This window comes from Devosia sp., assembly GCF_030689745.1.
GTDB lineage: Bacteria > Pseudomonadota > Alphaproteobacteria > Rhizobiales > Devosiaceae > Devosia > Devosia alba.
Genome location: NZ_JAUYGL010000226.1, coordinates 15,263 through 27,577 on the forward strand (window position 1 = coordinate 15,263; position 12,315 = coordinate 27,577).

The window sequence follows — 12,315 nt, forward strand, 5'->3', positions numbered from 1 at the left end:
CAACTGCTGTTGTGGAGCGCTATTGACCGACCCGGCGGCCTGCGGCTGTTGCGAGGGCGTAGAATCCTTAACTCCGCTCGCGACGGTCAACCGGCCGGGTCTGCCCGCGCTGTCCTACCGCATCGGCACCCATGCCACCTTTCTCGAAACCATGAAGGCGCGGCTGTCGAGCAGCGATTTCCCATCATTAGCCAAGTTGACTTCACGCGAAGCAGACGATCCCGCGATTGCGTTGCTCGATGCCTGGGCAACCGTTGGCGATGTACTGACCTTCTACCAAGAGCGCATCGCCAACGAAGGCTATCTGCGCACCGCGACCGAACGCCGGTCGGTGCTGGAACTGGCGCGGCTGGTGGGCTATCAGCCCAGGCCAGGCGTAGCCGCCAGCGTGTATCTCGCTTATACCATTGATCCCAACTACAAAGAGGAAACCGTGATTCCAGCGGGCAGCCGCTCACAGAGCATCCCAGGACCTGAGGAGTCGGCGCAGTCGTTCGAAACCAGCGAGGATCTGAAGGCGCGGGCGCAGTGGAACAATCTCCGGCCCCGGATAAAGCAGCCTCAAACAGGGGAGAGCATTCGTCGTGGCGATGGCTCACATGCGCACCTCTACTTGAAAGGCATCTCCACCAACCTGAAACCCAACGACCCGTTGCTGATTAATTTTGGCAGCGGCACGCCCGAATTCCACCGTGTGCGGGAAGTTGTTCCCGATGCCGTTGCAGACCACACACGGGTCATGCTGCAAGCGCCTTCCATCGGTGGCCTGGCAACTGCCACAGCAGCCACGGATGAGGAGCAGGTCAACTTGATCGAGTCGTTAACCCTGCGACCTTCCGTTCCACCGGCGAATGCGCGGAAGCTCGTGCGCAATCTCAATGATCAGTTCGGCGGCAAAAAAAATGCCGACGACGATGTTCCACGGCTTCTGACAACACTGAACACCAACGAGGCCAGTTACGCAACATCGAAGGTGTTTGCGCCGTCACTCAGGGAAACTCTGACGAGTGCCTCCGCGAACGCCCAGGTAACTCCACAAAACGAGATCAGGATTTACGCTCTCAGGGTGAAGGCGTCGTTGTTTGGTCACAATGCACCTAGAGAGCCGCAATATGAACCTGCCAGGATCAAAGCTGGAGAACGTACAGTTAATAACCCCAACGCGGGGAACTTGAAGCCGCAACCTTGGCCGGAGTGGGCGCCAGCTGCGGATGAAGAATCTAATGTGCTATTTCTCGATACTGACTACGACAAAATACTAGGTGGTACACCCATCGCTGTGGAGCAAATGGGGGCAGCAGCAATCGTGTATAGCGACATAGAAGTGAATGCGCTCTCTCGCAGTGCTTACGGTATTAACGGTAAGACGACAAAAATTATCCTTAAACAGAATTGGTGGGATCCTGGTGCCAACATCACGCCTATTCGCACAACTACTGTCTACGCCCAAAGCGAACCACTCGAACTGGCTGAAGAACCCATCGTCCAGCCCGTCTGCGGCGGCACCGATGATCTGATTGAGCTGGACGGATTCTATGAAGGCTTGGAAGCCGGACGCTGGGTAGTCGTCTCCGGTGAGCGGGAAATCGACGGCACTAGCGCCGTCCGGTTCAGCGAGTTGTCGATGCTGTCCACCGTCTCCCAAAGCGTTCGGATGCAATTGAAGCAAACCCAACTAAATGGTGACAACACGCCGCTGCAGATACTGACACCGCTTCCCGGCGATAAAACCCATACCTTCATTAAACTGGCCGCACAGCTCGCCTACTGCTTCAAGCGCGACACCGCGAAAATCCACGGCAACGTGGTCACCGCCACCCACGGTGAGACCCGCACCGAGAGTCTAGGCAGCGGCGACGGCAGTAAACCCTTGCAACAGTTCAACTTGAAACAACCGCCGTTGACCTTCGTGCCGGCATCCAATCCTTCCGGCGTGGACAGTACTTTGAAGGTCTATGTCAACGACGTGCAATGGCGCGAATCCAACACGTTACTGGGGCTGAGCGGCAAAGATCGGCGCTTCGTGACGCAAACCGATGACGAAGGCAAAACTGCTGTCATCTTCGGCAATGGCAGAGAAGGCGCGCGGCTACCCACCGGGATCGAAAATGCCAGGGCCGTCTATCGCAACGGTATCGGCAAAGGCGGGAATGTAAAGGCGGAGCAAATCAGCCTGCTTTCTACCCGACCGCTCGGCGCCAAGGAAGTCATCAACCCCCTGCCGGCATCGGGCGGTGCAGACAAGGAAACCCGTGATCAGGCGCGCAAAAATGCGCCCCTGGCCGTCACGGCGCTGGACCGGCTGGTGTCTGTACAGGACTATGAGGATTTCGCCCGCGTCTTCGCTGGTATCGGCAAGGCTCGCGCGGCGGAGCTCTCCGATGGCCGACGCCAAATCGTCCACCTGACCATCGCCGGGGCTGACGACATCCCGATCGAGACCCATTCGGATCTCTACCGCAATCTAACAGAGGCCCTGCGGCGTTTCGGCGATCCCTATCAGCCGTTCCGCATCGAACTGCGAGAGCTCAAGCTTCTTGTGCTCAGTGCCCGAGTACGCATCCATCCGGACTATTTATGGGAGAAGGCAGAACCCAAGATTCGTGCTGCCCTGCTGGACACCTTCAGTTTCGAGCGGCGTGAGCTGGGTCAGGATGCTTTACTCAGTGAAGCTATCAGCGTCATGCAAAGTATCACTGGCGTTGAGTACGTGGATGTCGACACCTTCGGTGGCGTTTCCGAAAAGAGGGCTGATTCTACGGGAGCGCGGCGACTACGCACTCCCGCTGAAATTGCCGACGATGTGCAGGTAATCGTGGAGCTCAGCGGATCCCAAGGCCCAGAACACCGGGTCAGTGTGAATTTGGCCGATTTTGAAGGCCAGGGTTTGCGCCCGGCGCAACTGGCCTACCTTAGCCCTCTCATCCCCGCGACCCTGATCTTGAACGAGGCACCCCGATGAACAACGATCGACTCTACGAACTGCTGCCCGCTATCTATCGCATCCGCGACGCCGAGCAGGGCGAACCACTCAGGGCTTTGCTCCAAGTGATCGGCGAACAGGTCAATCTGGTTGAAGAGGATATCGCCCGGCTTTACGACAATGAGTTCATTGAGACCTGCGAAGACTGGGTCGTGCCGTACATCGCTGATTTGGTGGGCTATCAGCCGGTGCACGAAGCCGGTGAACCCGGCGATGTACGGACCGAACGAGGTACGGCACGCAACAAGATACTGATCCCGCGCCGTGAAGTTGCCAACACCATCCGTTACCGCAGACGCAAGGGCACCCTGGCCTTGTTGGAATTACTCGCGAACGATATCGCGGGATGGCCCGCGCGGGCGGTGGAGTTTTACAAATTGCTCGGCTGGACCCAAGCGCTCAATCATTTGCATGTGGAACGGGGGCGCACGGTCGATTTGCGCCACAGCGGTCCGTTGGGCCTGCTGGGCAGCCCGTTCGACGAACTGGCGCACACCGTGGATGTGCGGCGTATCAATTCCCAACGCACGGTGGGCCGATACAACATTCCGAGCGTTGGCGTGTTCGTCTGGCGGCTGAAATCCTACTCGGTCACGCAAACCTCCGCGTGTTGCGTGGAAGCTGAAGGTCCCCATTGCTTCACGTTCAGTGTCTTAGGCAATGACACGCCGCTTTACATGAAGCCGGTGCCAGAGACAGACCCTACCCACATCGCCGATGAATCCAACCTACCGGTGCCGATCCGCCGAAGTGCGCTGGTAGAGCACAAGGCCTATTTATACGGAAAATACCAAAGCTTGTTCATCTGGACTGGCGTTAAACGCGGCAAGTCCGTTGTCTTGGACGCCGTGCCGCTGGAAAAAATCGTCCCGGCGGATTTAAGCGGTTGGCAGTATCTCCCGCGTCGTGGCACCGTGGCCGTCGATCCGGTGCTGGGCCGTATTGCCTTTCCAACTCAACAGGCGCCGAAAAACGGCGTGTGGGTAAGTTACCGCTACGGATTCAGCGCGGATATCGGGGGCGGCGAGTATGATCGACCTCTGTCCCAACCGGACGGAGCTGTACTATACCGCGTCAGCCAGGACGGCCCGCTGGATACCCTCGTCAAAGCGCTCGACCGCTGGCGAGAGCAGAAACCTATCCATGCTGTTATCGAGATCGATGATAGCCGGGTGTATGTCGAACCGATCCATATCGAATTCGGCAACGGCCAGAAAAGCCTCCAGTTACGTGCGGCAAACGGAAAACGGCCGGTAATCCGGCTGCTGGATTGGCAGACGAGTCAGCCAGATGCCCTCACCGTCATGGGAAAGGTGGGCGAGCGCTTCGTGCTGGATGGCATGATGGTCACGGGCCGGGGCATACAGCTGAGCGGCGATCTGAAGCAGGCGATCATTCGCCACGCGACGCTGGTGCCGGGTTGGAGTCTGGATGGCGACTGCACCCCCCACCGCCCCACGGAACCCAGCCTTGAAGTCTTTAGCCCAAACGTTTGCGTTATCATCGAGCACAGCTTCGTGGGTTCGATCCAGCTCAACCCGATTCCGCCGACGTCAGTCGAGGAGCCGGTGCCGCTTGCCAACATACCGGAACACGAGGTGCAGCAGGCTCGCTGTGAAGGCATCGGACCGGATTTTCGTCTTGACCCGATCAGGCTATGCATCAGCGACAGCGTTGTCGATGCGACGAGCACCGATCAGGAGGCTATCGGCGCGTCGGGTTGTCCCGTCGGGCACGCGGTGTTGAGCATTTCGCGCTGCACGGTGTTCGGTCAGATACAAGTGCATGCCATCGAATTGGGCGAAAACTGCATCTTCGAAGGCCGCATCACGGTCGCCCGGCGTCAGCGCGGTTGCTTGCGGTTTTCTTATGTCGTGCCCGGATCTCGGACGCCGCCACGTTTCCAGTGTCAGCCGGATCTGGTGGAAAGCGCGATTGCACAGAAACTTCGCGACGAGGCGCAGGAAAACACCCTCCCTGCACCCACTGCCATCGAAATAGAGGCGGCAAAGCAATGTGAGCGGATCCGCGTCAAACCGCAATTCAACAACACACACTATGGCACGCCCACCTACTGTCAGCTGGCAGTGACCGGTGCTGAGGAAATCAAACGCGGGGCTGACGACGAATCGGAAATGGGGGTTTTCCATGATCTGTTTCAGCCCCAGCGCGAGGCTAACCTGCGCGCCCGGCTGGACGAATACACTCCCGCTGGAATGGACGTGGGAATCCTGTTTGCGAGCGAAGGCGGAGCGCACTCTCAAAGCAACATAGAAGAGGAGATCGATAATGAAAGGTGATTTCACCCGGGACACATTCAACCCGACCAAGCATTTCAGCCGCGTCCTCATCCAGCAAGGGCGCGTTACGTTGGAGGCAGACCACAACGAGCAAACGGATATTCTGCTGCATTACCTGCGTACGCTGGCTCGCGACCTGATCGGACCATATGCGGCGCCCATTGAGAACCAGGGCTTTTTATTGAAGGATGCCGGCTCCGAATTGGAGATCACTCGCGGGCGATGTTACGTCGATGGGATTCTTGTGGAGAACGAAAGCGACTGTACCTATGCCACGCAGCCGATCGTGCCAGACCACCCCTCGACCGATGAAATCAAGAAAGATACCGGCGAGATCTATTGGATCTATCTTGATGTATGGGAGCGCCTCATTACGTCGATTGAAGACGACGCCATTCGCGAGAAAGCGTTAAATGGTCCGGATACCTGCGCGCGCGCGAAAGTAACGTGGCAGGTGAAGGCGCTGCCGGTCGAGAAAGCCATCAAAACAAAAACAGCGCAATTGGAGGAAGAATCCGAACGCATCGAGAAAAACAAGCCGCTGAGCGAATCCGACACAAAGCGACTGCAGGAAATTAAAGAACAGATCGCCGAAATTCAGGCGGTCCTTGTTAAGCTTTCAACTCCTGCGGAAGGAGAGCTGGATCCGGTAGTGTGCCAGACACCGCTGACGTTGCTGGGTGGTGGCTATGCGCTGTTGTCCGCGCGGGTAGACCCGGGAAAAAAGGTAGAGGATGCCTGTGTGACACCGCCCGACGCGAAATACCGCGGCACTGAAAACCAGCTTTACCGGGTAGAGATTCACGACGGTAGTAACGGGGCAACGGCGTCTTTTAAATGGTCCCGGGACAATGGGAGCGTTGCCATGGCATGGCTGGGACTGGGTAGTTCGGGCAATGATCTTAGAGTATCGCATACGCGCGGCTTCGAAGCAGGCAACTGGGTGGAGCTGTCCTACGAAAAGCTCGATTTGCTCGGGCTACCAGGTGAGTTCGTGAAGCTTGCGAAGGTCGAAGGCGACACACTTTCTGCGGATCTAGGTACAGTCGACATCCAGTGGAGCAATCAGCTCAAGAATCCCAAGGTCCGAAGGTGGGACCAAAGCGGCCACGAGGGCACGACGTTGAAGCACGGGGTTGTTCCGATAAAAGAAGGAGTTTGGATCAATTTAGAGGATGGAATTCAAATCAAGTTCGATGATGGTGGCGAATATCGTACCGGAGATTATTGGTTGATCCCGGCGAGGGTGGCTACAGGCAAGATCGAATGGCCTGGCTCAGAAGAAGCTCCGGATGCGCGCCAGCCGCATGGTATCGAACACCACTATGCACCACTGGGTTTCGTGACGTGGCAAGACACGAAATGGAAGCTGGAGCAGAGCTGCGGGTGTGTATTCGAACCACAAAGCAGTTGTTTTGTAGCGCTCCCAGAAAAAGTCAAGACTTCCCCGAAGCGGGCTCCTGCTAAGAAGCGGCGCACTAGGTGAAGCGGCAGCGCAGGATATTTTGAGAGTTGGTAAGTATTCGTTAGCTGCTGAGTAGGCGCAGAAGCCAAACGTGCGCCGTCGGACCACACCAACCCGGGCGTGGTGCCGACCCGGTCGTATGACTTCAAACTTTAGGGCCGTGTCGCCATGACAACGAAGACAGACGCTGACGGAATAGTCGACCGAGGGGCTGTGCCATGGCTTGGCCGTGTTTTTGTGATTGGACATCGGGCGCGCCAAGTAACCGTATATTCCCAACAGGTCCGTGCCCTAAAGCTAATCTGGGCACTTGATCAGCAGAGTCGATTGGAAGGGCAGCAGATCGTGGTGGTCGGTGGCGGCATCGCAGGTGTCACCTCTACCACAGCTGCGATGCTGTATGGCGCGAACGTAATTCGTGATGTCCGCGCAATGGTGTCAGGTTGATGACTAGCCGATTTGGCTCAACTAAAGAGTCAAAAGCGGACCTGGCCCTATTCCTTTATTTAAGCGAGGTGAAAATCCCGCTGGACATGTGTACGAAGGAAGGAATTTCCGATGACGCAAAAGAGTGCCAAGGCCAAGAAGGCTAAAACCGTTGTTCGCACGTCTACGAGCGGAGCCACGACGACGCTGGAACAGTTCCTGGCATCGACAGGAACTCTATCCGCCTCTCAGAGGGGCAAGATCGTCGATCAGGCCGAGGTCCTGCTCGAGGCCTTGTACGTGCACCTGCCGCTCAAGCGCTCGATGCATGCGACGGATCCGGTGCAGCGGCTCAAGCTGCTTCGCTTTCGCCTCTCCGGACTCTCTGAGCGTCAGTTCCATGACGAGATGATCGACATCTTCGTCGACCTGCGTGATCTTCATACCAATTACATTCTCCCCAGTCTGTACGCTGCGAAGACGGCATTCCTGCCGTTCCTTATCGAGGAGTTCTTCGAAGGTCCCACGCGCAAGTATCTCGTCTCCAAAATGCTGGCTGGCTTCACTCATCCGACGTTCAAACCGGGTGTCATCGTCACGAGCTGGAGCGGGGTTCCTATCGAGCGGGCGGTAGATGTGAATGCCGACCGACAAGCGGGGAGCAACTCGGACGCGCGTCATGCCCGTGGCCTTGAGGCCCTGAGCATTCGCGCGATGGCGCTGTCCTCACCACCCGACGAGAACTGGGTCATCGTCGGATATCTCGACGGCACGGTAGCACGCGAGCTACGCGTCGACTGGCACGTGTTCGAGCCCGATCCTGGGCCGAGCGGCAGCGGGCCATCGCGACGGGTCCGATCGTCCCTCGGCCTAGACCTGCGCACTGAGTTGGCTCGCCGCGCCAAGAAGGTGCTGTTCAACCAAAAAGCCATGGCAACTGAGCGAGCGGCGGCTCGGAACACGAGGGGCCGGGTCGACGTCAATCTGGCCGACACGAGCACAATGCCAGACGCCTTTGCGTTCCGCACAGTGACAACGGCAAGCGGTACAAGAGGCTATATTCGTATTTGGACGTTCATGGTGAACGACGAGGATGCTTTCGTGGCGGAGTTCGTGCGGATAGCTGGCCTGCTTCCAAAGTCCGGGTTGATCGTCGACGTGCGCGGTAATGGCGGCGGTAATATTCTTTGCGCGGAGAAGTTGTTGCAGGTGCTCACGCCCGGTTCTGTGGAGCCGACTCTGCTCTCGTTTATCAATTCACAGCTGACGCTGGAAATATGTAAGCAGAACAGTTTCGTCGCCGAGTGGGCATCATCGATCGGGCAATCGGTGGAGACCGGCGAGATCTACTCGCAAGGATTCTCGATCCTGCCGGTTGACGAGTACAACTTGCTCGGTCAGCGCTATCAGGGTCCGGTGGTGTTGATCACCGACCCATTGTGCTATTCGGCGACTGACATCTTTGCCGCCGGATTTCAGGATAACAAGATCGGGCCCATCCTCTCGGTAGGGGGTCGAACGGGTGCTGGCGGGGCCAATGTGTGGGACCACGAGCTTCTGCGCCAGGTACTTCCCGGGCCGAAGAGTCCGTTCTCTCCCCTGCCGAATGGCGCGTCGTTCCGAGTATCGATCCGACGAGTGATCCGAAGCGGTGCTCAGCGCGGCGTCCCGCTTGAGGACTTGGGAGTGCAGTCAGACGCGACGCACCGAATGACGAAAAACGATCTCCTCAACGACAACGCCGATCTGATCTCGAAAGCGGATCAGATACTTGCGGCCCTTCCGAACGTGACCCTTGACGCTCAGGTTGGTCAACCGATCGGCGGCAAGCGCAAGGTGACGCTGACGACGCAAGGACTGGATCGTGTCGACGTGACGGTCGACGGGCGGCCCCGAGCCACGGTCGACGTTACGAACGGCGCGACGGTCGTTGAGATTCCGCACCCGGGCGGCGGGAGCCATCGCATCTCAGCCCGCGGGTTCAAAAGCGGCGAGCTGAAGGCCGTTACGCACGTGGCGGTGTGATTGCGGGCGCTCAGTCATTACTCTCAATCCATCCCGTCAGCCAGCTAAGGAGGGGAGTGAGTGGGGATCGAGGAGGCGCTCGCCATTCTGTTCCGTGTCAAAGCTAAGCCTGGCAAAGGGCAGAAACTTTTAAAATTCTTGAAGCGCGACTGCGAGGTTTGTATGCGAGAGCTCGGAACGCTCCGCTTTGATGTCCTTCAAGACCCGGCCTCCGAGGAGGCGTTTTATATTCGACATGCTGAATCTTGTCGTATTCGGGGAGTGAGCAGATTTAGGCATGTGGTTGTAACCCTACCGAGCTAAAGTCGGTGAGCCGACTAACGATGTCGAAGAAACAGTCTGATCGGAACTCGACTAAATATTTTTTCTCGCAAAGAATCATCGTCCCATATAAAAGCGAGGGCCGATGTGCGACCGAGTTATTCTCTCGGAAGGGTCAGGGGTGTTGAAAGGATTGTTGACGGATGACGATCAAATCGGTCAATGGGTGCGAGCAAGCGAAATCGGTGCGCTTGGGCGGCAGCCGGTTTCCGAAAAAATTATTGACGGAATCATCTCGGAGGAAGATATGACCGCGATGGAGAAAATCCTCCGAAGCGTTACTTCCGGATTAGAAATGAACGAGATCCGCCACGCGATGATCGAAGGGGAGCGCGATTTTTCAGATTTAGGCCAGCGTACCAGGTTCCGGGTATTCTTGGCTCAGAATCCGTAGATTGGGGAATAACGGATGCGTGTTGAATATTGATGGGTCCGGGTGATCGATTAGCAGCCCATTCATGAAATTATGCTCGGATCAAGTCGAGGATATTTGTGAGATTCTATGCAGCGGGAAGAAACACCTTACGCAAATTACTGTAAAGCAGATTTGCCTATTTGGGATGTTTCAACAATAAGACCTGAACCTTTGTCTCTCCACTTTCGTACCACCCACGCATTCTACAGCGGTCTTATTATTCGGGCCGGAGGCTTCGGTGATGTCTGAACCACGGGTGTGCGCAGGTATTCGTGACCGGTTGGTTCCCTGGGCTTGGCTTCCGATCATTTTTTTGGCTTCGCTGCAATGGGAGTTCCCATGGAAGCTCAGCGTCGATCTGATTCCACCCTATCTACTCATACCTATCGCTGCGATGCTGGGCAGTCGCTATCAAAGAAGAGGGTTGCTGGTCGTCGCGCTTGGGGGCTTGATCCTGGTAATTGGCTGGTCGTACGAATTTGTCTCTGCCGGACCCCGCATTGACATTTATTTGGCCGCGATCTTCGTTTGTCTGCTTTGCGCGAGTTCACGACCATTGCTCAATGTCGTTCCCATCTTTCGACCGTCCGTCGGCTTTTTCGCCGCGTTCGCCTTTCTTCCAATGGCAGTTGGAGTCTATGGGAGGTTGGTCGGGAACCTTGATATCGCTGTCGTACTTGATTTCGGGTTCCTCTTATATCTGTTCCTATTCGTGCTAGGTGTTACTAACTTTCGACGAGGATTGTTATTTGCGGTCTTGACGGTTTCTGCCTTGACAGGAATAGCGCTCGAAATGGCGGGTCCCATGGGCGATGGGCGAACCTTATTTGGAGGTCCACGCGCGGAATTGCCCATTCTTGGTTTGACTGATCTTAGCTATCTGTGGCTTGGTTATCGATTCGATAGCCCCGCGAACTTCTTGGCAGGCGTGGCGTATTTTCTGGCCGGCAGCCTAGTTGGCTTCGTTCTAAAAAACAGGCGCCTCGGACGACTGACCCCCGGCCACGCTCACGGCGTCGTCTTCGCGGTCGCGATACTTGCGCTCGGTTGGTCGCTCAACCAGTGGGTGATTAGGTCGTTCACCGGGCTCAATCTGCCGCCGCATTTTCGCTTGCTCGGGTTTTCACCCGCATTGCCTCTCGCTGCTTTCTTGGCTGGCCTGCTTTTACGTCGACATGGAATATTGACAATGTCTTTGCTGGTCTTATTGTTCTGGGACTTGAATGGCCTAATCGCATCCGACTTCGATTTCAGTAATACTACGCCGATTTTTCATTTACATGAGCCGCTCTACGTGCTCGCTTTTGGTGCATTGGGCGTCAAGGTACGGGACCTGGCGCTAGGCACCGAAACGGTTATCTCATCTAAGTCGTGGGCGGTCTATTTGGCCTGTTTGATGGTTGCCCTGTTGTTCGTGATCCGCCCGGAAGATCCCAAATCTCTCTTCCTGTTGATTGCGTTCTTTGCTGCGTTCACGGCGGCGGGCGCCATTGCCGCTTGGTTTCGTCGACGCAATCTGGGGCCGGCAGCGCGTCATCACGATGGTTGGATCGCGCTACTCAGTCTACCAATCCTAGGCTCGCTCGTGGTGGCCTATATCAGGTCGGTGATCAGCCTGCTAAACCAATTGCGCGAAGAGACTACGGGAGCCATTTCTGGAATCTCCTGGATGGGAGGATTGCTCAGAAGTGAAGAGTGGCCGTTTCTCATTACTGCGGGCTTATTATTATTTTGGTTCGGTTTTTACGTTCTCCATGCACTATTGAAGTATTTACCGGATCTGCATTGCGAGACGCGACAACTCATGCGATCCCTAGCCACGATGTTTAGCGGCGGCATACAATTCTCCAAGGACCTATCGCATAGGGAAGTAAAAAATCTTTCCTCAGAAACGCCTTTAAGGAGTGTTGCTCGGGTTAAGCTTATTGACCTTATCGGCTTACTGCGTAACACCACCCTTATCTTGGCCACGGCTTCGCTTGTGTTTTGGCTTGCGTACAAGACGTATCCGAGCGATGGAATATGGAACCCCAAATCCACCGCCTAATATAATGACATAACAATCCGGCGTTGCCGCTCCTCTCTGACAGCGGCTTCTAGCTCTGACCGCAGCTGGGCCTAGCAGTATTTACAGCTTGAGAGGTCCTTGATAGTGATTTTCAGCGCTTTTCAGACATACTACTCCCTTCGCGGTTGACAACTGGAACGCGTTTCTCCCTTCTGCTCTCCTGCTACGCTTACCCCGAGGGCACGACCGCAAGTTCCGCCATCCTCGTTCGTGCCTCGATCAGAAGCCGATAGGCAGAACACTTCTTCTCCAACCGAACCACCAAGCCCCGAGCACGACTCAGGATTCGTCCAGGCAAATGGATCACCCCAA

At 56.4% G+C, this 12,315-nt stretch carries 6 protein-coding genes; all 6 read left to right on the forward strand.

Annotated elements, in window-relative coordinates; translation table 11 throughout:
* Nucleotides 1-22: 22 nt before the first annotated feature.
* The 6 genes from Q8O80_RS19890 (at nucleotide 23) to Q8O80_RS19915 (ending at nucleotide 11,982) form a co-directional block, all read left to right on the forward strand.
* Nucleotides 23-2,962: a putative baseplate assembly protein gene (locus Q8O80_RS19890; protein ID WP_305582564.1), complete on the forward strand. Its 2,940-nt coding sequence runs from the start codon at nucleotides 23-25 to the stop codon at nucleotides 2,960-2,962.
* Nucleotides 2,959-5,283: a hypothetical protein gene (locus Q8O80_RS19895; RefSeq protein WP_305582566.1), complete on the forward strand. Its 2,325-nt coding sequence runs from the start codon at nucleotides 2,959-2,961 to the stop codon at nucleotides 5,281-5,283. Before Q8O80_RS19890 ends, Q8O80_RS19895 begins: the two co-directional genes overlap by 4 nt.
* Nucleotides 5,273-6,769 carry a DUF6519 domain-containing protein gene (locus Q8O80_RS19900; RefSeq protein ID WP_305582568.1) on the forward strand — a complete coding sequence of 499 codons (1,497 nt, stop codon included), beginning with the start codon at nucleotides 5,273-5,275 and terminating at the stop codon, nucleotides 6,767-6,769. Before Q8O80_RS19895 ends, Q8O80_RS19900 begins: the two co-directional genes overlap by 11 nt.
* Before the next feature lie 537 nt (nucleotides 6,770-7,306).
* Nucleotides 7,307-9,199 (forward strand): S41 family peptidase, encoded by a 1,893-nt coding sequence (locus Q8O80_RS19905; protein WP_305582570.1) that lies wholly within the window; start codon nucleotides 7,307-7,309, stop codon nucleotides 9,197-9,199.
* 457 nt (nucleotides 9,200-9,656) lie between these two features.
* Nucleotides 9,657-9,914 carry a hypothetical protein gene (locus Q8O80_RS19910; RefSeq protein WP_305582572.1) on the forward strand — a complete coding sequence of 86 codons (258 nt, stop codon included), beginning with the start codon at nucleotides 9,657-9,659 and terminating at the stop codon, nucleotides 9,912-9,914.
* 262 nt (nucleotides 9,915-10,176) lie between these two features.
* Nucleotides 10,177-11,982: a hypothetical protein gene (locus Q8O80_RS19915; protein ID WP_305582574.1), complete on the forward strand. Its 1,806-nt coding sequence runs from the start codon at nucleotides 10,177-10,179 to the stop codon at nucleotides 11,980-11,982.
* The last annotated feature ends 333 nt before the right edge of the window (nucleotides 11,983-12,315 follow it).